Here is a 22,369-nt window from a genome sequence, read left to right on the forward strand (position 1 = left end):
CCTGTGGGAGCGGGTTTACCCGCGAAGAGGCCGGTACAGGTCATGCACATTCACAGTGCACAACACCCCATCCCGGTGCACATCAATACACATCCCGCCGATACCGCTTGGCCCTGCCCAGCGCTTCGACATAAGCCGCAGCCGCCGCTGCATCCATGCCGCCATGCTCGGCGACGATCGCCCGCAACGCCGCATCCACATCCTTGGCCATGCGCTGTGCATCGCCACACACATAGAAGTACGCCCCCGCCTCCAGCCACTGCCACAACTGCGCGCCCTGTTCGAGCATGCGCTGCTGCACGTAGACCTTCTCGGCCTGGTCGCGCGAGAACGCTGTGTCCAGGCGCAAGTGCCCTGCATCCTGCCAGGCCTGCAGCTGCTCTTGGTAATAGAAATCGGTGGCCGCGTACTGCTCGCCGAAGAACAGCCAGTTGGCCCCTTCCGCCCCACGTGCCTCTCGCTCTTCGAGGAAGGCCCTGAACGGCGCAATGCCGGTGCCGGGGCCGACCATGATCACCGGCACGCTGTCGTCCTCGGGCAGGCGAAAGTGCTTCGACACTTGCGGGAAGATGGCCACCTTCAGCGCCTGCGCACGGTCGGCAAGGAAGCTTGAACACACCCCTTTGCGCGTGCCATAGCGCACCGTGGAAACGGTCAGGTGCACCTGCTGCGGGTGCGCCAGCGGGCTGGAGCTGATCGAATACAGGCGCGGCTGCAACGGCTTGAGCAGCTCCAGCCAGCTGGCCAGCGGCAGCTGCTGGGGGAAGGCGCGCAGCACATCGACCAGTTGCCGCCCCCACAACCAGTCCTGCAGCTCGGCCTTGCACTCGGGCTGCAGCAGGCGCTGCAGGTCCGGGGCATTGCCGGCGAAGGCCTGCAGCTGCTGCGTGGTGACCTTGGCGATCTCCAGGTGCGCTTGCAAGGCTTCGGCCAGCGGCATGGCGGGCTGGCCTTTCAGCTGAACCATGGTCTGGCCATCGAGCCGCATCAGCACCAGCAGCTCGTCGACCAGGGCCGGACAGTTGAGCGGCCACACGCCCAAGGCATCACCGGCGGCATAGGTGAAACCGCTGCCGCTCAGGTCGAACACCAGTTGACGGGTTTCCTTGCTGGCACCCGGGCCGTTGAGCAGGCGGTTTTCCAGCAAGGTGGCAGCCCAGGGTTGCTGCTTGCCATAGGCCGCCACGGGCGCAGGCTCGGTGACCGGTTGCGGTGCAGCGGCGTTGCCTAACGTGGGCAGCAGCGCATCCAGCCAGGCGGCGAAGGCGTCGTCGAAGTCCGGCTCGCAGTCCACCCGCTGCAGCAGGCGCCGCCCACCCAGCTCGGCCAGGCGTTGGTCGAGCTTGCGGCCAAAGCCACAGAACTGGTCGTAACTGGAGTCGCCCAGGGCCAGCACGGCAAAAGGCAGTTCGGCGCAGTGGGCGCCCTCCTCGCCTTGCAAGGCTTGCCAGAATGCCGCTGCGCTGTCGGGCGCGTCGCCATCCCCAAAGGTGCTGGCGATCAGCACCACGCTGGCGGCGCCCTGCAGCTGGCGCGGGCTGACCGCTTCCATGCAACTGAGCTGCACGTCGAGGCCGGCACCGCGCAGGCGCTCGGCACAGCGTTCGGCCAACAGCTCGCCGTTGCCGGTTTGCGAAGCCCACAGCACCTGGTGCCGTGGTGCTATCAACGCCGCATCGGGCAGCACCGCCGGCTGGGCGAACAGCCCGGCCAGCAGGCCATCGACGAACAACCGGCGGTTGGCGGCCAGCGGCGCACTGGCCGGCAGGCAGGGCACGCCCTCGGCGCGGGCCTGGTCCAGGCCCAGCAGGAAGCCTTGCAGGTAATGGCGCTCTTCCTCGGCCAGCACCGGGGCTGGCAGGGTGTCCAGGCCAAGCAGACGGGACAGGGTGGCGGTCGGCATGCGGGCAGGCTCCGGATTGGCAGTGTTCAGATCAAGGGCTTCGATGCGCTCACCGGCAACCCGCTCCAGGGTCACGGCACAATGCTTGAACGCCGGCTGCAGCGACAGCGGGTCGACCGCATCGCAGGTCACGGCGTTGATCGCCAGTTGCTCGCCGATCAGGTCATTCCAGTGGAACGGGGCAAAGCAGTTGCCAGGCATGACCCGGTCGCTGATTCGCGCGGGTAGCACGGCCTGCCCGCGGCGCGAGCGAATGGCCACCTGGTCCTTTTCGGCGATGCCCAGCCGGGCAGCATCGTCGCGGTGGATTTCCACGAAGGGGCCGGGCTCCAGCTTGTTCAGCGCCGGTACCTTGCCGGTCTTGGTCAGGGTGTGCCACTGGTGCTGCACGCGGCCGGTATTCAGCACCATGGGGTAATCGGCATCCGGCAGCTCCGCCGCCGGCAACCAAGGCCGGGCGAAGAAGCGGGCCTTGCCGCTGGCGGTCGGGAAGGCCAACACCGGGCACTCGCCCTGGGCATCGTGCAACAGCGTCTGGCTGCTACCGTCGTTGCGATAGCGCAGCGGGCTGCGCGGGTTGTCGCGGCCTGGGGCGCAGGGCCACTGGTGCGGCTGCTCGCGCAGTTCGGCATAGCCGATGCCCCGCAGGTCGTAGCCGGTGCTTGGGTTGTGAAAGCGGCGGATCTCCTCGTACACCGCCTCGGCATCGGGGTAGTCGAAGGCGTCGGCATAGCCCATGGCGCAGGCGACCCGGGCGATGATCTGCCAGTCTGACAGGCTCTGCCCGGGCGGTTCGACGGCACGTGGCATGAGGGTGAGGTTGCGCTCGCTGTTGATCATCACGCCCTCGCCTTCGGCCCACAGCGCAGCCGGTAGCAGGATGTCGGCGTAGCGGTTGGTCTCGGTGTCGAGGAAGGCATCCTGGGTAATCACCAGTTCGGCCTGGCGCAGGCCGTCGATCACCTGCTGGCGGTTGGCGACACTGGCCACCGGGTTGCTGCAGATGATCCAGCAGGCCTTTACCACGCCGCTTTTCATCTGCTCGAACAGCGCCACCGTGCCCTCGCCGCCTTCGCTGCGCAGGCTGCCCGGGGCCAGTTGCCACTGCTGCTCGACGAAGGCGCGGTCTTGCTCTACCAGCGCCGAGCGCTGGCCTGGCAGGCCGGGGCCCATGTAGCCCATCTCGCGGCCGCCCATGGCATTGGGTTGGCCGGTCAGCGAGAACGGCCCACTGCCGGGGCGGCAGATGGCGCCCGTGGCCAGGTGCAGGTTGCAGATCGCATTGGTGTGCCAGGTGCCATGGATGCTCTGGTTCAGGCCCATGGTCCAGCAGCTCATCCAGTTGCTGGCGCTGCCGATCCATTCGGCGGCCTTGATGATGTCGGCCTCGGCCAGCCCGGTGATGGCGGCCACCCGGTCAGGGGTGTAGTCATCGAGAAAGGCCGGCAGGTCGTCCCAGCCTTCGGTGTGGCGGGCGATGAAGCCAGGGTCGGTGTGGCCGTTACGCAGCAGCAGGTGCAGCAGGCCATTGAGCAAGGCCATGTCGCTGCCGGGGCGCACCTGCAGGAACAGGTCGGCCTTGTCGGCGGTGGCGCTGCGCCGTGGGTCGACGACGATCAGCTTGGCCCCCGCCTTGACCCGGTCGAGCAGGCGCAGGAACAGGATCGGGTGACAGTCGGCCATGTTGGCGCCGATCACCAGGAATACGTCGGCGTGCTCGAAGTCCTGGTAGCTGCCGGGCGGGCCATCGGCACCGAGCGACAGCTTGTAGCCGCTGCCGGCGCTGGCCATGCACAGGCGCGAGTTGGACTCGATGTGGCGGGTGCGGATAAAGCCCTTGGCCAGCTTGTTGGCCAGGTACTGGGCCTCCAGCGACATCTGCCCGGACACGTACAGCGCCACGGCGTCGGGGCCGTGCTGGTCGATGATGCCGCGCAAACGCCCGGCGGCGGCGGCGATGGCCTGGTCGATGCCGGTACGCGCTGGCTGCTGGCTGCGCTGCTGGCGCACATAGGCATCCTCCATGCGCCCGGCGGCGGTCAGCGGCAGGTGTGCGGTGAGGCCTTTGGTGCACAGGCGGCCGAAGTTGCTGGGGTGCTGCTTGTCGCCGCTGATCTTGCCGACCTTGCCATCGGCGACGCTCATGACGATGCCGCAACCGACGCCGCAGTAGGGGCAGACGCTGCGCACTTCGCTGTTGGCCATGGGCGGGCTCCTGTAGGTAACGCAAAAAGGCGCCGGCTGCCCCTGCTTGCTGGGCAAGCGGGGCAACACGGCGCCTTTGTCGTGAAGTTTTGTGGGCTGTCGACGTTGATAGCCCTGGATGGAGGTGAAACAGCAATTTATGGGCCAGCTGTGCCGACCCTTTCGCGGGCATGCCCGCTCCCACAGGGATATCGCAAGGCCTGAGGGCGGTGCTGCACCTGTGGGAACGGGCGTGCCCGCGAAGAGGCCGGTACAGGCTGTGCACCATGCGATGGCACCCCCACACCCCATGGCGCTATGCTGGGGCACATTCCAGCACGAGCCACTGCACTCCCCCCATGTCCCAGGTGATTATCAAGACCCCCGCCCAACTCGACCTGATGCGCCGCGCCGGCCAGCTGCTTGCCCAGGTGTTCGCCGACCTCGACAGCTTCATCCGCCCCGGCGTGACCACCATGCAGATCAACGACCGCGCCGAGGCGTTCATCGTCGGCACGCTCAAGGCCCGCCCGGCGAGCAAGGGCCAGTATGGCTTCCCCTATTCGCTCAACACCTCGGTGGACCATGTGGTGTGCCATGGCATGCCCAAGGTCGATGAAGTGCTGAAGGAAGGCTCGATCATCAACGTCGACATCACTCTGGAACAAGGCGGCTATATCGCCGACTCGTCAAAGATGTACAGCATCGGGCCGATCAGCGATGAGGCGCAGCGCCTGGTCGACACCACCTATGACGCGCTATGGAAAGGCATCGAACAGGTACGCCCCGGGGCTACGTTGGGTGATATTGGCCATGCCATCCAGACCCATGCCGAAGCGGCGGGCTACAGCGTCGTACGTGAGTATTGCGGGCATGGCATTGGCCAGCAGATGCATGAAGGGCCCGAGGTGCTGCACATTGGCCAGCGCGGGATGGGCCTGAAGTTGAAGCCGGGAATGGTGTTTACCATCGAACCGATGATCAACCAGGGCGGACGCGGGACGCGCACGCTGAAGGATGGCTGGACGGTGATTACCCGCGACCACAGCCTGTCGGCGCAGTGGGAGCATACCGTGGCGGTGACCGAGGATGGGTTTGAAGTGCTGACTTTGCGGGAAGAAGAGCGTCGTAGCTGAAATTGCCGGGGGCACTTTGCGCCCCTTTCGCGACACAAGGCCGCTCCTACAGGAGATCGCGTCACTCGCTGACTGCGCATACCCCTGTAGGAGCGGCCTTGTGTCGCGATGGGCCGCAAAGCTGCCCCAGGATTTCATGAACGATGAAATCGCTCAGGATGCAGAAACAAAAAAAGCGACCCTAAGGTCGCTTTCTCTGTTACTTCCGGGTGTTCAGTAGGCCCTGGAAGTGGAATATGGCGCAGCGGACGGGACTCGAACCCGCGACCCCCGGCGTGACAGGCCGGTATTCTAACCGACTGAACTACCGCTGCGCTAAACATCGAGTGGTGGGTGATGACGGGATCGAACCGCCGACCCTCTGCTTGTAAGGCAGATGCTCTCCCGGCTGAGCTAATCACCCATGTCTCTCGGTGTGGCGCGCATTCTACGGGCGACTTGGCGCTCTGGCAAGCACTTATCGAACTTTTTGCAAAATTCGCGAAAACACCAAATCGCAGGCACAAAAAAAGCGACCCTGAGGTCGCTTTCCTTGTTACTTCCGGGTGTTCAGTAGGCCCTGGAAGTGAAATATGGCGCAGCGGACGGGACTCGAACCCGCGACCCCCGGCGTGACAGGCCGGTATTCTAACCGACTGAACTACCGCTGCGCTAAACATCGAGTGGTGGGTGATGACGGGATCGAACCGCCGACCCTCTGCTTGTAAGGCAGATGCTCTCCCGGCTGAGCTAATCACCCTTCGTCTCGGTGTGGCGCGCATTCTACGGACGGCCCCGTACCCTGGCAAGCACTTTTTTAACTTTTTTCAAAAAAAACCTCAGGCCTTTCAAAGACCTAGCGTTGCCACGTGCATCTTTACATTCAGCTACAGCTACTGGCACTCCGACAGGGTTGGCCTGAGAGCACCGCTCGGAGAATAATGCCCGCCTTATGCATTAAGGAGAGATTGCCCCTCATGTGGTTCAAGAACCTGCTGACCTACCGCCTGACCCAGGAAGTCCCGTTCGAGCCTGAAGCGCTGGAAGCGGCCCTGGCCAGCAAGCCGGCCCGCCCCTGCGCCAGCCAGGAGCTGACCACCTATGGTTTCGTCGCGCCATTCGGCAAGGGCGAAGACGCTCCCCTGGTGCATGTCAGCGGCGAGTACCTGCTGATTGCCGCGCGCAAGGAAGAACGCATCCTGCCCAGCAGCGTGGTCAACGATGCGGTGAAGGAAAAGGTCGAAGAGATCGAGACCGAGCAGATGCGCAAGGTCTATAAAAAGGAACGCGACCAGATCAAGGACGAGATCATCCAGGCCTTCCTGCCGCGCGCGTTCATCCGCCGCTCGATGATCTTCGCGGCCATTGCCCCGCGCCTGGGCGTGATCCTGGTCAACTCGGCCAGCGCCAAGCGTGCCGAAGACCTGCTGTCGACCCTGCGTGAAGTGATGGGCTCGCTGCCGGTACGCCCGGCCACCGTGAAAATCGCACCGGTTGCCACCATGACCGAGTGGGTCAAGTCGCAGGAAGCTGCCGAAGGCTTCTATGTGCTGGACGAGTGCGAACTGCGCGACACCGCCGAAGATGGCGGTATCGTGCGCTGCAAGCGCCAGGACCTGACCGGCGAGGAAATCCAGCTGCACCTGAGCACTGGCAAGGTGGTTACCCAGCTGGCCCTGGCCTGGCAGGACAAGCTGTCGTTCATTCTGGATGACAAGATGGTGATCAAGCGCCTGAAGTTCGAAGAGCTTCTGCAGGAGCAGGCCGAACAGGATGGTGGCGATGAGGCTGCGCAGCAGTTCGATGCCAGCTTCCAGCTGATGATGATGACCTTTGCCGAATTCCTGCCGGTGCTGTTCGAGGCGCTGGGTGGGGAAGAGATTCCGCAAGGGGTCTGACTGGTTTTGAAATGCCGGTGCTGGCCTTGAAGTGATTTTTGGCAGTGCCGGCCCTTTCGCGGCGGTTCGACGCCTCGATGAACCCGCTCCCACAGGAACCGCACAGGCTTCGAATCTTGTGCAGTACCTGTGGGAGCGGGTTCACCCGCGAAAGGGCCAGTGAAATCAATAACGCTATAAGCAGAAAAGGACTTGCCCCATGCGTGCCCTCGCCACTCTCAGCCGCTTCGTCGGCAATACCTTCGCCCTGTGGGTGCTGGTGTTCGCCGTACTGGCCTTCCTGCAACCGCAATGGTTCATCGCCCTGAAGGTGGCCATCGTGCCGCTGCTGGGCCTGGTGATGTTCGGCATGGGCCTCACCCTCAAGCTCGATGACTTCGCCGCCCTCGCCCGCCAGCCCTGGCGGGTGATGCTGGGTGTGGTCGCGCACTTCGTGATCATGCCGGGCATGGCCTGGCTGCTGTGCCAGCTGTTCCACCTGCCGCCGGAAATCGCCGTGGGCGTGATCCTGGTTGGCTGCTGCCCGAGCGGCACGGCGTCGAACGTGATGGTCTGGCTGTCCCGTGGCGACCTGGCGCTGGCGGTGGCGATCGCTGCGGTGACCACCCTGCTCGCCCCGCTGCTGACCCCGGCGCTGATCTGGTTCCTGGCCTCGGCCTGGCTGCCGGTGTCCTTCATGGACATGTTCTGGTCGATCCTGCAGCTGGTGATGCTGCCGATCGTGCTCGGCGTACTGGCTCAGCGGCTGCTTGGCGCGCGGGTGCAGGCGGCGGTGCAGGTGCTGCCGCTGGTGTCGGTGGTGAGTATCGTGATGATCGTGTGCGCGGTGGTGGCGGCCAGCCAGGCGAAGATCGCCGAGTCGGGGCTGCTGATCATGGCGGTGGTGATATTGCACAACAGCTTCGGCTACTTGCTGGGGTACCTGACCGGCAGGCTGTGCAAGCTGCCACTGGCACAGCGCAAGTCGCTGGCGCTGGAGGTGGGCATGCAGAACTCCGGGCTGGGCGCGGCACTGGCAGCGGCGCATTTTTCGCCGCTGGCTGCGGTGCCGAGTGCGTTGTTCAGCGTTTGGCACAATATTTCCGGGGCGCTGCTGTCGACCTGGTTCCGGCGCATGGGGGAACCTGTGGCAGAAGCAGAAGGTGGGGAGCCGGCCAGGCATTGATGTTGCCTGCACTGGCCCTTTCGCGGGTAAACCCGCTCCCACAGGTACTGCACAGGTCTGAAAGTTGTGGAGATCCCTGTGGGAGCGGGTTTACCCGCGAAGAGGCCCGCTCAGGCTTGCCCAGAGGGCTGCATATGTGCACCATGGCACCCACTGTGAGGACGACCTCACGACGCACCGCGTGACCATTCCGGGGACGGCCCCATCATTCACAACGATGGAGACGCACCATGTCCTGGATCATCCTGTTCTTCGCCGGCCTGTTCGAGGTCGGCTGGGCCGTCGGCCTGAAATACACCGACGGCTTCAGCAAGCCTCTGCCCACCGTCCTCACCGTCGCCGCCATGGCCATCAGCCTGGGCCTGCTGGGCCTGGCCATGAAAGAGCTGCCGCTGGGTACCGCCTATGCCATCTGGACTGGCGTCGGCGCCGTCGGCACGGTGATCGCCGGCATCATCCTGTTCGGCGAGTCCATGGCCCTGGTACGCCTGGTCAGCGTGGCGCTGATCATTACCGGCCTGGTCGGCCTGAAAGTCAGCGCCAGCTGACGCCCTCCCCTAGCGCAGGTTGCCGCGCAGGCGGCTGACCTGCTCACGCAAGGCTTCTGGCTGCGCCGCCTCCACCGGGATGGCGGCGCCTGCCACGATGGTCACCCGCGACCACAGGCGCTTGAAAAAGCCCTTGGCCGGGTCACGGCTGAAGAAGCTGCCCCACAGCCCCTGCAAGGCCAACGGAATGACCGGCACCGGGGTTTCTTCGAGGATGCGGTTGACGCCACCCTTGAACACATCGATTTCGCCATCCCCGGTCAGCTTGCCTTCAGGGAAGATGCATACCAGCTCGCCATCGGCCAGGTACTCGGCAATGCGCGCGAAAGCACGTTCGTAGATAGCCAGGTCTTCGTTGCGCCCGGCAATCGGGATGGCGCCTGCGGTGCGGAACACGAAGTTGAGTACCGGCAGGTTGTAGATCTTGTAGTACATGACGAAGCGGATCGGCCGGCGGATTGCCCCGCCCAGCAGCAGCGCATCGACGAACGACACGTGGTTGCACACCAGCAGCGCTGCGCCTTCGTCGGGGATGCGCTCGAGGTCGCGGTGCTGCACGCGGTACATCGAATGGCTGAGCAGCCAGATCAGGAAGCGCATGGTGAACTCGGGCACGATCCTGAAGATATAGGCGTTGACCGCGATGTTGAGCAGCGACACCACCAGGAACAGCTGCGGGATGGTCAGCTCGGCCAGGCCCAGCAGGATGATGGTGAGCACTGCCGACACCACCATGAACAGGGCATTGAGGATGTTGTTGGCAGCGATCACCCGGGCGCGCTGGTCTTCGGCGGTGCGGGCCTGGATCAGCGCATACAGCGGTACGATGTAGAAGCCGCCGAACACCCCAAGGCCGACGATCGACAGCAGGATCCACCAGGCCTGGCCCATGCCCAACAGCGCCAGCCAGTCGTGCGGTGCCGCCGCAGCCGGTACATCGCCGGAGTGCCACCACCAAAGCAGGCCGAACAGGCTCAGGCCGAACGAGCCGAACGGCACCAGGCCGATTTCCACCTTGCGCCCGCTCAGCCGCTCGCACAGCAGCGAACCCAGGGCGATCCCCACCGAGAACAGGGTCAGCACCAGTGTCACCACCGTGCCATCACCGTGCAGCCAGTCCTTGGCGTAGGCCGGGATCTGCGTGAGGTATATGGCACCGACGAACCAGAACCACGAGTTGCCGACGATCGAGCGCGACACCGCCGGCGGCTGCCCCAGGCCCATGCGCAGGATCGCCCACGACTGCCTGAAGATGTTCCAGTCCAGCGGCATTTGCGGTGAAGCGGCAGCGGCCCGCGGGATCCAGCGGCTGGCCAGGTAACCGAGCACGGCGGTGCCGACCACGCCACCAGCCACCACGGTGGCATAGCTGTCGGCCGACATCATCACCCCGGCGCCGATCGTGCCGGCGAGGATGGCCAGGAAGGTACCGGTTTCCACCAGCCCGTTGCCGCCGACCAGTTCTTCCTCGCGCAGGGCCTGCGGCAGGATCGAGTACTTCACCGGGCCGAACAGCGCCGAGTGGGTTCCCATGCCGAACAGCGCCACCAGCATCAGCGCCAGGTGGTTGGTGATGAAACCGAGCGCGCCTACCGCCATGATCGCGATCTCGGCCAGCTTGATGGCCCGGATCAGCGCATCCTTGGCGAACTTCTCGCCAAACTGCCCGCCCAGCGCAGAGAACAGGAAGAACGGCAGGATGAACAGCAGGGCGCACAGGTTGACCCAGATCGAACGGTCACCGTCGCCCAGGCTGAGCTTGAACAGGATCGCCAGGATCAGCGACTGCTTGAACAGGTTGTCGTTGAAGGCACCCAGCGACTGGGTGATGAAAAACGGCAGGAAACGCCGCTTGCCGAGCAAGGTGAATTGCGAGGAGTGACTCATCGTCCTTGGTCCTGAGGGCTTTTCAATTGGAGGCGCGCCGGGCGCGACAAGCCACAAATCTGCATGGGAAATGCACTGACTGGCAAGCGCGGTGATTCTATAGCAAGCCTGTCCCGGCCTCATCGCCGGCTTGCCGGCGATGGGCTGCAGAGCAGCCCCCATTTGTCATATGCTCCGATTCGGCTATTCCACAACAAGGACGTGGCAATGCTCGCCGCCATCAAACGCTACCCGCACACTGTGCGCCTGCTGCTCACCACCACCTTCACCCTCACCGTCGCCCGTGCCCTTACCCTGCCCTACCTGGTGGTGTACCTGGCCGACAACTTCCACCTGCCGATCAGCCAGATCGGCCTGCTGATCGGTGGCGCGCTGATCATCGCCTCGCTGCTGAGCCTGTATGGCGGCCACCTGGTGGATACCTTGCGCAACCACACACTGGTCAGCGCCAGCACCCTGCTGTTTGCCCTGGCCTTCGTCGGCGCGGTCGCCAGCAACTCGGCGCTGCTGTTCTTTCTCTGCCTGGTAATGATCAACCTGGCCCTGGCAGTGGTCGACATCGCCGCCAAGGCGGGCTTCTGCGCGTTGCTGCCGGTGGAGGAACGGGCCGAAGTGTTCGCCATCAAGTACACCCTCAGCAACGTCGGCTACGCCGCCGGCCCGCTGCTGGGCGTGGCCATGCTGGAGCTGAACGACCATATGCCGTTCATCGCCTCTGCCCTGCTCGGCCTGGCCATGTGCCTGGCCTACTGGCGCCTGGGTGACCGCAGCCTGCAGGCCAGTGCGCCGGACAAGCCCGGGGCCGGCTTTGGCCAGGTGGCGCTGGGGCTGGCCCGTGACCGGCGGCTGGTATGCTTCACCTTGGGCGGGGTGCTGAGCGCGGTGGTGTTCGGCCAGTTCACCGCCTACCTGTCACAGTACCTGGTGGTGACCAGCAGCCCGGCCGAGGCGGCGCGCCTGATCGGTTACCTGGTGACCACCAACGCGGTGACGGTGATTGCCCTGCAGTACCTGATCGGCCGCCGCATCAGCCGCCAGCGCCTGATGCCCTGGCTGCTGGCCGGCATGGGCCTGTTCATCGCCGGGCTGCTGGGCTTTGCCCTGGCCGGTTCGGCGCTGGCGTGGTGCCTGGCGATGCTGGTGTTCACCCTGGGCGAGATCATCGTGATCCCGGCCGAGTACATGTTCATCGACCTGATCGCGCCGGAGCACTTGCGTGGGGTGTATTACGGTGCGCAGAACCTGTCCAACCTCGGAGCGGCGCTGGGGCCGGTGATGGTGGGGTTTGCCCTGGTGCATCTGTGGCCGGGGGCGATCTTCTATCTGCTGGTGTTGTCGGTGATACTGGCGGGGGTGTTTTATTGGCTGGGTACCCGCAAAGGATGATGTCTGCTCTGCTGGCCTCTTCGCGGGTGAACCCGCTCCCACAGGGGCAGCGCCGCTTTCGAAGCCTGTTCAGTACCTGTGGGAGCGGGTTCACCCGCGAAAGGGCCGGCACAGGTTAAAGAGAACCCTGCGACCACCTGCCACTGCGACCATCGTCTGCGCTGACGAAGCGGCACCTGCGTGCCAGACTGATTGATCGGGACCGCGTTATCTTTTTGCTTCGGAGTCTTCATGTCGTTGTCCAGCGGGCTGATCGCCGTGGTCGCCCTGGCCTATATGGCCATCATGTTCGCCATCGCCTTCTACGGCGACCGCCGCAGCACGCCATTGCCGCCGAAGCTGCGTGCCTGGGTGTACAGCCTGTCGCTGGCCGTGTACTGCACCAGCTGGACCTTCTTCGGCGCGGTCGGCCAGGCCGCCGAACAGCTCTGGGCATTCCTGCCGATCTACCTGGGCCCGGTGCTGCTGCTGATCTTCGCGCCCTGGGTGCTGCAGAAGATGGTGCTGATCAGCAAGCAACAGAACATCACCTCGATCGCCGACTTCATCGCCGCGCGCTACGGCAAGTCGCAGTCCCTGGCGGTGGTCGTGGCGCTGATCTGCCTGGTCGGCGTGCTGCCGTACATCGCCTTGCAGCTCAAGGGCATCGTGCTGGGCGTGAACCTTCTGATCGGCGCCAATGCCGACGCCACCGGCACCCGCGTGCAGGACACCGCGCTGGTGGTGTCGCTGGTACTGGCGCTGTTCGCCATCGTCTTCGGTACCCGCAGCCTGGACGTGACCGAACACCACCGTGGCATGGTCCTGGCGATTGCCTTCGAATCGCTGATCAAGCTGCTGGCCTTCCTCGCCGTGGGCATCTTCATCGTCTTCAACCTGTATGACGGCTTCGACGACCTGTTCAGCCAGGCCCGCCAGTCGATCCACCTGCAGGACTATTGGCAGGAAACCATCAACTGGCCGTCGATGGTGGTGCAGACCGCCGTGGCGATGATGGCGATCATCTGCCTGCCACGGCAGTTCCACGTCACCGTGGTGGAGAACATCGAACCCCAGGACATGCGCCTGGCGCGCTGGGTATTCCCGATGTACCTGGCGCTGGCCGCGCTGTTCGTGGTGCCGATCGCTTTGGCCGGGCAGATGCTGCTGCCGGGCACGGTGATCTCCGATTCGTTCGTCATCAGCCTGCCGCTGGCCGAGGCACACCCGAGCCTGGCCCTGCTGGCATTCATCGGTGGTGCCTCGGCGGCCACCGGCATGGTCATCGTCGAGGCCGTGGCGCTGTCGACCATGGTCTCCAACGACATGCTGCTGCCCTGGCTGCTGCGCCGTACCAACGCCGAGCGGCCGTTCGAGGCGTTCCGCCACTGGATGCTCTCGGTACGCCGGGTGACCATCGTGGTGATCCTGCTGCTGGCGTATGTCAGCTACCGCCTGCTGGGCTCCACCGCCAGCCTGGCGACCATCGGCCAGATCGCCTTCGCCGCCGTGACCCAGCTGACCCCTGCCATGCTCGGTGCGCTGTACTGGAAGCAGGCCAACCGCCGCGGCGTGTTCGCTGGCCTGGCCGCAGGTATTTTCCTGTGGTTCTACACCCTGGTGCTGCCGATTGCCGCGCACAGCGTGGGCTGGTCGCTGCAGCTGTTCCCAGGATTGGCGTGGCTGCACGGCAACCCGCTTAACCTGCCGATCAGCCCGCTGACCCAGGGCGTGGTGCTGTCGCTGGCGGGCAACTTCACCCTGTTCGCCTGGGTCTCGGTGCTGTCGCGCACGCGGGTTTCCGAGCATTGGCAAGCCGGCCGCTTCATCGGCCAGCAGACCAGCGCCAGGCCCAGCAGCAAGCCGCTGCTAGCGGTGCAGATCGACGACCTGCTGACCCTGGCCTCGCGCTTTGTCGGCGAAGAACGCGCCCGGCAGAGCTTCATCCGCTTCGCCTACCGCCAGGGCAAGGGCTTCAACCCCAACCAGAACGCCGACGGCGACTGGATCGAACACACCGAACGCCTGCTGGCCGGCGTGCTCGGCACCTCGTCGACCCGCGCCGTGGTCAAGGCCGCCATCGAAGGCCGCGACATGCAGCTGGAAGACGTGGTGCGTATCGCCGACGAAGCCAGCGAGGTGCTGCAGTTCAACCGCGCCCTGCTGCAAGGGGCCATCGAGAACATCAACCAGGGCATCAGCGTGGTCGACCAGAACCTGCACCTGGTGGCCTGGAACCGCCGTTACCTGGAACTGTTCAACTACCCCGACGGGCTGATCAGCGTGGGCCGGCCGATCGCCGACATCATCCGCTACAACGCCGAGCGTGGCCTGTGCGGCCCGGGCGAGGCGCAGGTGCACGTGGCGCGGCGCCTGCACTGGATGCGCCAGGGCCGTGCGCACTCCTCCGAGCGCTTGTTCCCCAATGGCCGGGTGATCGAACTGATCGGCAACCCGATGCCGGGCGGCGGTTTCGTCATGAGCTTCACCGACATCACCCCGTTCCGCGAGGCCGAGCAGGCCCTGCGCGATGCCAACGAAGGCTTGGAACAACGGGTGGCGGAACGCACCCAAGAGCTGTCGCAACTGAACCAGGCGTTGTCCGAAGCCAAGAGCCGTGCCGAAGCGGTGAGCCAGTCCAAGACCCGCTTCCTGGCTGCGGTCAGCCATGACCTGATGCAGCCGCTGAACGCCGCCCGGCTGTTCTCCGCCGCCTTGTCGCAGCAGGCCGAGGGCATGAATGAAGAGGCCCGGCAACTGGTGCAGCACATGGACAGCTCGCTGCGCTCGGCCGAAGAGCTGATCAGCGACCTGCTGGACATCTCGCGCCTGGAAAACGGCAAGATCACCCCGGATGCCAAGCCCTTTGCCCTCAACGAGCTGTTCGACACCTTGGGCGCCGAATTCAAGGTACTGGCCGCCGAGAAGGGCCTGGAGTTCCGCCTGCGCGGCAGCCGCCTGCGGGTGGACAGCGACATGAAGCTGCTGCGCCGGGTGCTGCAGAACTTCCTGACCAATGCCCTGCGCTATGGCAAGAGCCCGATCCTGCTGGGCGCACGGCGCCAGGGTGAACAGTTGTGGCTTGAGGTGTGGGACCGCGGCCCGGGCATCGCCGACGACAAGCTGCAGGTGATCTTCCAGGAGTTCAAGCGCCTGGACAGCCACCAGACCCGCGCCGAGAAGGGCCTGGGCTTGGGCCTGGCGATCGCCGACGGCCTGTGCCGGGTGCTGGGGCACAAGCTGGAAGTGCGCTCATGGCCGGGCAAGGGCACGGTGTTCCGCGTCAGCGTACCGATTGCCCGCCAGGCCGCCCCGGCGCCCACCGCCCCGGTGGAACAGGGTGGCCAGCCACTGGCCGGGCTGCAGGTACTGTGCGTGGACAACGAAGACAGCATCCTGATCGGCATGAACAGCCTGCTCAGCCGCTGGGGTTGCCAGGTGTGGACCGCGCGCAACCGCGCCGAATGCGAAGCCCTGCTGGCCAGGGGCATGCGCCCGCACCTGGCGCTGGTGGACTACCACCTGGACGACGGCGAGACTGGTACCGGGCTGATGGGCTGGCTACGCGCGCGCCTGGGCGAGCCGGTGCCGGGCGTGGTGATCAGCGCCGACGGCAGCAAGGAAACCATCGCCATGGTGCATGCCTCTGGCCTGGACTACCTGGCCAAGCCGGTCAAGCCGGCGGCCCTGCGCGCCATGCTCAATCGCCATCTGAGCCTGGTTCAGTAAGCGCTTCGTCCGGCAACGCCTCGTCGGACAGCGCCCGCTCCAGCAGGTCGGCCGGCAGACTCTTGCTGGCGCGGGCGCCCAGCAGCTTCAGCTGTTCGCTGCGGCTGACCAGGTTGCCGCGCCCTTCGCACAGCTTGTTGCGCGCGGCGGCATAGGCCTTGTCCACCTGCTGCAGGCGGCTGCCCAGCTCGTCCAGGTCCTGGATGAACAGCACGAACTTGTCGTACAGCCAGCCGGCGCGCTCGGCGATCTCGCGGGCGTTCTGGCCCTGGCGTTCCTGCTTCCACAGGCTGTCGATCACCCGCAAGGTGGCCAGCAAGGTGGTCGGGCTGACGATCACGATCTGCCGATCGAAGGCCTCCTGGAACAGGTTCGGCTCCGCCTGCAGGGCTGCCGAAAAGGCGGCCTCGATCGGCACGAACAGCAGCACGAAATCCAGGCTGTGCAGGCCTTCGAGGCGGTTGTAGTCCTTGCTCGACAGGCCTTTGACATGGCTGCGCAGCGACTGCACATGCTGCTTGAGCGCGGCCTCGTCGTTGCCGGCGACGAACTGCTGGTAGGCGGTGAGGCTGACCTTGGCATCCACCACTACCTGCTTGTCGCCGGGCAGCATGATCAGCACATCAGGCTGGAAGCGCTCGCCATCGGCGCTCTTGAGGCTGACCTGGGTCTGGTATTCGCGACCCTTTTCCAGGCCGGCATGCTCCAGTACCCGTTCGAGGATCAGCTCACCCCAGTTGCCCTGGGTTTTCTGGCCCTTCAGCGCCTGGGTCAGGTTGGTGGCTTCGTCGGACAGGCGCAGGTTCAGTTGCTGCAGGCGCTCCAGCTCCTTGCCCAGCGAGAAGCGCTCGCGGGCTTCCTGCTGGTAGCTTTCCTCCACACGTTTTTCGAAGGCCTGGATGCGCTCCTTGAGCGGGTCGAGCAACTGGCCGAGATGCTGCTGGCTGGTCTGGGCGAAGCGCTGCTCGCGCTCGTCGAAGATCTTGGTAGCCATGTCGGCGAACTGGGCGCGCAGGGTGTCGCGGGCTTCCTGCAGGTCTTCCAGGCGCTGCTGGTGGCTTTCCTGCTGCTCGCGCAGTTCGGCGTCCAGGCGTGCGGTCTGGGCCTCCAGGCGGCGCAGTTCGGCTTCGCGGTTGGCACGCTCGAGGTTCCAGGCGTGGGCGGCGTCACGGGCGTTGTCGCGGTCGATCTGCAGCAGTTCCAGCTCACGGCCCTGGGCGGCCAGCTGGGTCTGCTTGACGGTGTTGGCTTCGCTGAGGTCGCTGACCTCGTCGCGGCTGGCGTCCAGTTGCGCCTGCAGGCCGGCCAGGGCCAGCTGGGCAGCATTGAGGCGCTCTTCGAGCAAGGCCTGCTCGCCTTGCCGCGCGCCCTGGCGGCGCTGCACCTGCATGAGCCAACCCAGGCAAGGTAATGCACCTGCCACCAAGCCCAGCAGAATGCTGGCCAGATCCACTGTCATGCTTACCCCGAATGATCCTGGATGAATGCATCGCAGCTTATCAGCCTGAGCGGTGTGTTGCCTGTTCCGGCCTCTTCGCGGGTAAACCCGCTCCCACAGGGATTGCACAGTATCCGAGGTATAGCTATTCCTGTGGGAGCGGGTTTACCCGCGAAGAGGCCAGTGCTGGCAACACACCTCAGGCACGGAACCACTGCCTCAAAAGCCGCAGCGCTTCCTGCGACCCCTGCCCCGCCGCCAGCTCCAGCCAGTACCGCGCCTGCTCCGGCTCGCTGTGCTGGCACAGCCGCGCATACTCCAGCTGCGCCCGCCGATCACCGGCGCGGGCTGCCTGGCGCAGCAGTTCATGGCCAATACGACGGTCACGGGCATTGCCGCAATCGCGGCACAACATCTGCCCCAGGCGGCTTTGCGCCACGACCACGCCCTGGCGCGCCGGCTGTTTCAACAGGCGCCCGGCCAGGTGCTTGACCTGCGGCTTGTCACCCAGGCGCGGGTTGTCGAGCAGCCACAAGGCCACTTTGAGAGAGAAACGTTTGGGGGGAGGCGCAGGCGTCGATGCAGCGGGGCTGGCAAGGGGTTTACCGCGAAACTTCATGAGCAACAGGTTTGGCAACTCGAAAGGCGCGCCACTCTACCCTTTTTCTTGCGCCTTGGCCTTTCGATTTCCGGAGGATTGAAAAAAATTTTCAATGATCTTTTCTTGACGTTTTCAAGTGGATGACCAACAGGTCTCCCGGAGCATGTCGATTGTCGGACAGTTCAATGTATTGCTGGCACGCCCGTCCTAGAGCAAGCGCTCGGGACAATCCACAGTTCCTGTGGATAACTCGGTGGACAACCCCCTCCCATCCCCCGCAAACCCCCATGAATTGGGGCTTTCGCTCAAACTGACGATTTTTTCACCAGCTAAAAATAGTGTTTTTTTTCATTGACTTAACCGCCCAGTCAAGGCATTGGCGAGGCTGTCGTGGCGTGTTGCCAGGCAGTTGCAAGCGATGCTCCGAATGTGAACAAGTGCACCATAAACCTTCATTTGAGTGCACGAAATCGGTACATCAGCCCGGATGCGGGCCTTTTGCCCCCTCTTCCCAGCAGGGCAAATACGCGCCATACTGCTCGGCTCACCTGAACAAACATGAAATGCTTGCCAAGCGCCTGTATTTCCGCTAAGGTGCGCCTCGTTAGTACCAAGCTGAAAGTCAATTCTGGCCTCAAGCGTCCTTGCAGACCCGCTCCTCCCAAGGGTGGCGCTGCTGAAACCAGGACCGGCCCATTCGATGATTCACTCGCCAGCCACGCGCTGTTCAAGCACGAATCACGTGACAGATTGATCAGGATCCACACCGACGGCCTAGAACCTTGGCCCCGGCGTGCTGCCTGCCTTCTGAAGTACCTACCAGTCAGCCCATGCGCCCACATTTGATTGCGCTCCCTCTGGCTGCCCTGTTCCAGTCAGGTTCGTTCGTCCCTTAATAAAGGCGTCACTGGAACGTTTCTATCATGCACGGATCATAACCCCGTGTTTAAAGCAGGAACCTCCAACAATATGCAAACTCATCATCAGATTCAGGCTGCCATTGGCACCCTCTCCCAGGCCTTCTCGCCGTTGAAGTGCCTTATCGTTGCCCCTCGCAAGGGCAGCTTCAGCTTCACCCTGGTAGACGAACACGGCGTCGCCTGCCACACCGAGCGCCTGTACCCCGAACAGTACAGCCGCAGTGAACCGCTGCAGGCGGTCATCGCCCGAACCCGCCAGTCGCTCACCGCGTGAGCGGCGAATACTGCGGTATTCAAGCGCTGAATCATCCCATCGCAAGCCTGCCTGAACGTTCGCGGCGTAATTGCCTTAAGGCATATAGCCCGTTACGTCAGGCAGCAATCGATTTAAAAACAGCCCTTTACACCACGATTATCACACTACACTTCAACTCGAGCGGTGCTTGCCGCTTCCGGCGGGCCTGATCACTCACCAGCTGCCAAGCTCCAGCGCCCGTCCGGCCCTTAACTGCTCGAGGGCATCATGGGTATCGCGGCGAATGAATTGTGTCAGTATGTGATCCGACCCACCCTGGTCTACCTGAACCGTCACTGCGCCAGCGCCGAAGCCTTGTTGCTGGGCATCGCCGCCAGCCAGTCGGCCCTGGGGTCGGCCTTGCACGACCGTCGTGGGCATGGCCTTTACCGTATCGGCGAACACCGTCACCAGGCGATCTGGGACGACTACCTTGCCCGTGACCCCGACCTGGCCAGCCTGGTCCGCGGCCTGGCCAGCCAGCACGCCTTCCTCGGTGGCCCGCACCTGGAACTCACCGTCAACCTGCGCTATTCCACCGCCATTGCCTGGATGCTCGTCGAAGAGCAGGCCACGCCACTGCCTGCCGCCGATGACCTTCTCGCACTGGCGCGGATCTGGCGACAGATTTTCAACCCACAAGGTCGCCTGCGCGACTTCACCCACGCCTGGCATACCTGCATAGATCAGAGATTGCCGCAGGCATCTTAAGACGCGTCCTACAACGCACCCGGAAAAAAGGGAATTTTGGTCGGATTGTCCTACAAAACCGCTCTATCTCCTGCGATTGAGGCTATAGCGCGGCGCGTGATTTGTTGGTAGCTTTTCGCCCCGGAGATCCCAAGGAGTTTTCTAATAATGAAAAAAGTAATGCTCAAAACCTCCCTCGGCATTGCCGTTGCTCTTGCTTCCAGCCAACTGCTTGCTGCAGGTTTCGCGCTGAACGAGCAAAGCATCAGCGGCATGGGAACCGGTTTTGCGGGACGTTCGTCTTCTGCCGAAGATGCCAGCACTGTGTATGGCAACCCTGCAGGCATGTCGCGCCTGAAGCGCGAACAGGTCACCGTGGGTGGCGCAGCCGTCATTGCCAAGTCTGATATTTCGGGTCGTGGTAGCAATTTCGGGGGGGAAACCGATGGCGACATGGTCCCGGTCGTAGGCGTGCCCATGGGTTACTACGTCAAGCCGATCGATGATCATTGGAGCGTCGGTTTCGGTGTTTACGTGCCATACGGCCTGATCACCGACTACGGTAGCGATGACGCGGCACGCTACTGGGGCAAGAAGAGCAAGGTCGAGGTTGTCACCTTCCAGCCAACCATCAGCTATGCCTTCAACGACAAGGTGTCGATCGGTTTTGGCCCGACCATCAACCGTATCAAGGGTGAGCTGGGCTCGAACCTGGGCAGCAAGGCCCTGCTGGGCCCCAACGGCCCGGATGGCGAAGTCAAGATCAAGGGCGACGACACCGCGATCGGTTACAACATCGGCGTTCTCGTACAAGCCACAGACCGTACCCGTCTGGGCCTGACCTATCACTCGATGGTCGACTACAAGCTTGAAGGCGATACCCGTGTTTCCTACCCGATTGCGGCCCTCGGCCTGAACGGCAAGTTCGACGCCAGCCTGAAAATCAAGACGCCAGAGTCGGTGGACTTCTCGGTCACCCATGAACTGGATGACCACTGGACCCTGTATGCGGGCAGCACGTGGACTCGCTGGAGCCGCCTGGAGAGCATCGTTGTCAAGAACGAAGCACCGGCGGGCTACCCACTGCAGACCATCACCGAAGAGCAGAACTGGCATGACACCTGGGCACACGCCATTGGTGCTGCCTACAAGGTCAACAAGGAGTGGACCCTGCGTGCAGGCTTCTCCGTTGACCAGTCGCCCACCAACAACCACGATCGCTCGCCGCGCATTCCTACCGGCGACCGTAAAGCGGTCAGCTTTGGTGCCGGCTGGAGCCCGAACGATGACATGACCATCGATGTTGCCTACTCCTACCTGTGGGAAGAGGACACCAAGGTCAACAATCTGCCGAGCTCGCAGACAGAAGGCTTGTTGAAAGGCAGCTACCAGGCCAAGTACGAGAACAGCGCTCACGGTATCGGTGCGTCCCTTACCTACCGCTTCTGATAGCTTCAAGTAAGTCGGGGCCGCTTTGCGGCCCATCGCGACACAAGGCCGCTCCTGCAACGACCGCACAAAACCGATTCTACGGGTTCATGCGGACGCTGCAGGAGCGACCTTGTGTCGCGATGAGCTGCAAGCAGCCCCAATATCTTTTCAGGCCTGCACCTGCCAGCTGTCACCCAGGCATTCGCGCAAGTAGTCCATGAACACACGCACTTTTGCGGTCATGGCGAAGCGGTCGGCCAGGCACAGGTAGATATCCATCGGTTCGGTCTGGGCATAGGCCTGACCGCTATCGCTGTATTCGAACAACGATACCAGCGCCCCGGCGGCCAGATGCGGCCGGACGATGAACTCGGCCAGGCGGGTGATGCCGCCATCGTGCAGTGCCATCTGGGTCAGGGCATCGATGTCGTCGCTGATCAGGACACTGCCGAACTCTGGCTCGAACCGCAGCCCGTCGCGCATGAACCCCCAACGCAGGAAGCGCCCATCCACCGGGTAGCGGAACACCAGGCAGCGGTGGTCACGCAAGGCCTCTGGCGTGGCCGGCACGCCGGCGCTTTGCAGGTCTACAGCTGCTGCCGGATGCGTTGCTAACCTGCGCCTCTACTTACTTTTCAGGAGTTCGCATGAGCAACCTGTCCCAGGCACGCAGCCGACGCAAATTGCACCCGGGCGCCACGCCCTACGTTTTTGCCTTCTACATGTCGTCGATCATGGCGCTATTGATGTGTTTCGTGATCACGGCAGCGAATGGGGGGATTAACCCTGAATACCTTGGCAACGTGCTGAAGGCTTACCAGTTGGCGATGCCTGTGGCGTTCGTTTGTGTATTGATGGTCAGGCCGGTGGTTATGCGGTTGGTGGCGATTACTGTGCATGCAAAGTGAAGTAACCTGAAACCCAGCCAAGTCCCCGGCTCTTGCTCTTGCTCTTGCTCTTGCTCTTGCTCTTGCTCTTGCCCTGCTCTTGATCTTGATCTTGATCTTGATCTTGATCTTGATCTTGATCTTGATCTTGATCTTGATCTTGATCTTGATCTTGATCTTGATCTTCGCGACTTCAGGAGGCCGAGCAGAGGTCTTGCGGAGGGAGGTGACGGGCATGGATGCCCGTCAAGCGCTGAGGCCCCATGGATGGGGCCTGCAGCGCGTCCTCCCGGGAGCAAGACCGGCGCGAGGG

The 22,369-nt window shown here is 63.7% G+C and carries 14 protein-coding genes, 4 tRNA genes and 1 pseudogene; 10 read left to right on the forward strand and 9 right to left on the reverse strand.

From position 1 onward, the window contains the following. Window positions 1-82: 82 nt before the first annotated feature. Window positions 83-4,108 carry a bifunctional nitrate reductase/sulfite reductase flavoprotein subunit alpha gene (locus CAG00_RS22200; protein WP_085665351.1) on the reverse strand — a complete coding sequence of 1,342 codons (4,026 nt, stop codon included), beginning with the start codon at window positions 4,106-4,108 and terminating at the stop codon, window positions 83-85. 338 nt (window positions 4,109-4,446) lie between these two features. Here CAG00_RS22200 and map point away from each other — a divergent pair, with 338 nt between their 5' ends. Then, window positions 4,447-5,223, forward strand: coding sequence for a type I methionyl aminopeptidase (map, locus tag CAG00_RS22205; protein ID WP_371915773.1), 777 nt, complete (start codon window positions 4,447-4,449; stop codon window positions 5,221-5,223). Between the two features lie 237 nt (window positions 5,224-5,460). Here map and CAG00_RS22210 read toward each other — a convergent pair. From CAG00_RS22210 to CAG00_RS22225, 4 genes are all read right to left on the reverse strand, one after another. Then, window positions 5,461-5,537 (reverse strand) — tRNA-Asp (locus CAG00_RS22210). A gap of 13 nt (window positions 5,538-5,550) precedes the next feature. Beyond that, window positions 5,551-5,626: transfer RNA gene (locus tag CAG00_RS22215), tRNA-Val, on the reverse strand. A 170-nt stretch (window positions 5,627-5,796) separates the two neighbouring features. Further along, window positions 5,797-5,873: transfer RNA gene (locus CAG00_RS22220), tRNA-Asp, on the reverse strand. A gap of 13 nt (window positions 5,874-5,886) precedes the next feature. Next, window positions 5,887-5,962 (reverse strand) — tRNA-Val (locus tag CAG00_RS22225). Between the two features lie 217 nt (window positions 5,963-6,179). Between CAG00_RS22225 and rdgC the strand changes: the two genes are divergently transcribed. From rdgC to sugE, 3 genes are all read left to right on the forward strand, one after another. Then, the gene (gene rdgC, locus CAG00_RS22230; RefSeq protein WP_013971401.1) at window positions 6,180-7,100 is read left to right on the forward strand and encodes a recombination-associated protein RdgC; all 921 of its coding nucleotides are present in this window, start codon (window positions 6,180-6,182) and stop codon (window positions 7,098-7,100) included. Between the two features lie 199 nt (window positions 7,101-7,299). Then, window positions 7,300-8,265 (forward strand): bile acid:sodium symporter family protein, encoded by a 966-nt coding sequence (locus CAG00_RS22235; protein ID WP_013971400.1) that lies wholly within the window; start codon window positions 7,300-7,302, stop codon window positions 8,263-8,265. Between the two features lie 230 nt (window positions 8,266-8,495). After that, complete coding sequence (sugE, locus tag CAG00_RS22240) at window positions 8,496-8,813, forward strand: quaternary ammonium compound efflux SMR transporter SugE (protein ID WP_009686221.1); 318 nt, start codon at window positions 8,496-8,498, stop codon at window positions 8,811-8,813. 9 nt (window positions 8,814-8,822) lie between these two features. On the opposite strand, the gene CAG00_RS22245 is transcribed toward sugE, so the two are convergent. Beyond that, window positions 8,823-10,700, reverse strand: a complete 1,878-nt coding sequence (locus CAG00_RS22245) for an MFS transporter (RefSeq protein WP_015269262.1) — start codon at window positions 10,698-10,700, stop codon at window positions 8,823-8,825. Between the two features lie 207 nt (window positions 10,701-10,907). Here CAG00_RS22245 and CAG00_RS22250 point away from each other — a divergent pair, with 207 nt between their 5' ends. Beyond that, on the forward strand, window positions 10,908-12,086 hold the full coding sequence (locus CAG00_RS22250; protein ID WP_085665353.1) for an MFS transporter: 1,179 nt from the start codon (window positions 10,908-10,910) through the stop codon (window positions 12,084-12,086). Between the two features lie 231 nt (window positions 12,087-12,317). Then, window positions 12,318-15,794 (forward strand): hybrid sensor histidine kinase/response regulator, encoded by a 3,477-nt coding sequence (locus CAG00_RS22255; protein WP_085665354.1) that lies wholly within the window; start codon window positions 12,318-12,320, stop codon window positions 15,792-15,794. On the opposite strand, the gene rmuC is transcribed toward CAG00_RS22255, so the two are convergent. Next, window positions 15,766-17,139: a DNA recombination protein RmuC gene (gene rmuC, locus CAG00_RS22260; protein ID WP_162276782.1), complete on the reverse strand. Its 1,374-nt coding sequence runs from the start codon at window positions 17,137-17,139 to the stop codon at window positions 15,766-15,768. The genes CAG00_RS22255 and rmuC overlap by 29 nt on opposite strands. Before the next feature lie 292 nt (window positions 17,140-17,431). Next, window positions 17,432-17,851 carry a tetratricopeptide repeat protein gene (locus CAG00_RS22265; RefSeq protein ID WP_085665361.1) on the reverse strand — a complete coding sequence of 140 codons (420 nt, stop codon included), beginning with the start codon at window positions 17,849-17,851 and terminating at the stop codon, window positions 17,432-17,434. A 951-nt stretch (window positions 17,852-18,802) separates the two neighbouring features. Here CAG00_RS22265 and CAG00_RS22270 point away from each other — a divergent pair. From CAG00_RS22270 to CAG00_RS22280, 3 genes are all read left to right on the forward strand, one after another. Continuing rightward, window positions 18,803-19,027 (forward strand): hypothetical protein, encoded by a 225-nt coding sequence (locus CAG00_RS22270; protein ID WP_003257337.1) that lies wholly within the window; start codon window positions 18,803-18,805, stop codon window positions 19,025-19,027. Between the two features lie 249 nt (window positions 19,028-19,276). Continuing rightward, window positions 19,277-19,759 carry a hypothetical protein gene (locus CAG00_RS22275; RefSeq protein WP_025338041.1) on the forward strand — a complete coding sequence of 161 codons (483 nt, stop codon included), beginning with the start codon at window positions 19,277-19,279 and terminating at the stop codon, window positions 19,757-19,759. A 147-nt stretch (window positions 19,760-19,906) separates the two neighbouring features. Further along, a complete protein-coding gene (locus tag CAG00_RS22280; protein WP_085589888.1) occupies window positions 19,907-21,187 on the forward strand; it encodes an OmpP1/FadL family transporter in 1,281 nt (426 codons plus the stop codon). A 150-nt stretch (window positions 21,188-21,337) separates the two neighbouring features. Here the strand turns inward: CAG00_RS22280 and CAG00_RS22285 are convergent. Beyond that, window positions 21,338-21,760: pseudogene (locus CAG00_RS22285) on the reverse strand (LysR substrate-binding domain-containing protein); the annotation flags it as partial. Window positions 21,761-21,816: 56 nt separating this feature from the next. Between CAG00_RS22285 and CAG00_RS22290 the strand changes: the two are divergent. Continuing rightward, complete coding sequence (locus CAG00_RS22290; protein ID WP_085665356.1) at window positions 21,817-22,077, forward strand: DUF2798 domain-containing protein; 261 nt, start codon at window positions 21,817-21,819, stop codon at window positions 22,075-22,077. Window positions 22,078-22,369 lie beyond the last annotated feature (292 nt).

This window comes from Pseudomonas sp. B5(2017) (assembly GCF_002112825.1).
In the GTDB taxonomy this organism is placed as follows: Bacteria; Pseudomonadota; Gammaproteobacteria; order Pseudomonadales; family Pseudomonadaceae; genus Aquipseudomonas; species Aquipseudomonas putida_Z.

Excerpts from the sequence above, each read along its gene's own strand:
- CAG00_RS22265 (WP_085665361.1), bottom strand. The coding sequence starts at position 17,851 with ATGAAGTTTCGCGGTAAACCCCTTGCCAGCCCCGCTGCATCGACGCCT.
- CAG00_RS22290 (WP_085665356.1), top strand. The coding sequence starts at position 21,817 with ATGAGCAACCTGTCCCAGGCACGCAGCCGACGCAAATTGCACCCGGGC.
- CAG00_RS22275 (WP_025338041.1), top strand. The coding sequence starts at position 19,277 with ATGGGTATCGCGGCGAATGAATTGTGTCAGTATGTGATCCGACCCACC.
- sugE (WP_009686221.1), top strand. The coding sequence starts at position 8,496 with ATGTCCTGGATCATCCTGTTCTTCGCCGGCCTGTTCGAGGTCGGCTGG.
- CAG00_RS22250 (WP_085665353.1), top strand. The coding sequence starts at position 10,908 with ATGCTCGCCGCCATCAAACGCTACCCGCACACTGTGCGCCTGCTGCTC.
- CAG00_RS22235 (WP_013971400.1), top strand. The coding sequence starts at position 7,300 with ATGCGTGCCCTCGCCACTCTCAGCCGCTTCGTCGGCAATACCTTCGCC.
- CAG00_RS22245 (WP_015269262.1), bottom strand. The coding sequence starts at position 10,700 with ATGAGTCACTCCTCGCAATTCACCTTGCTCGGCAAGCGGCGTTTCCTG.
- CAG00_RS22280 (WP_085589888.1), top strand. The coding sequence starts at position 19,907 with ATGAAAAAAGTAATGCTCAAAACCTCCCTCGGCATTGCCGTTGCTCTT.
- CAG00_RS22270 (WP_003257337.1), top strand. The coding sequence starts at position 18,803 with ATGCAAACTCATCATCAGATTCAGGCTGCCATTGGCACCCTCTCCCAG.
- CAG00_RS22255 (WP_085665354.1), top strand. The coding sequence starts at position 12,318 with ATGTCGTTGTCCAGCGGGCTGATCGCCGTGGTCGCCCTGGCCTATATG.
- map (WP_371915773.1), top strand. The coding sequence starts at position 4,447 with ATGTCCCAGGTGATTATCAAGACCCCCGCCCAACTCGACCTGATGCGC.
- rdgC (WP_013971401.1), top strand. The coding sequence starts at position 6,180 with ATGTGGTTCAAGAACCTGCTGACCTACCGCCTGACCCAGGAAGTCCCG.
- CAG00_RS22200 (WP_085665351.1), bottom strand. The coding sequence starts at position 4,108 with ATGGCCAACAGCGAAGTGCGCAGCGTCTGCCCCTACTGCGGCGTCGGT.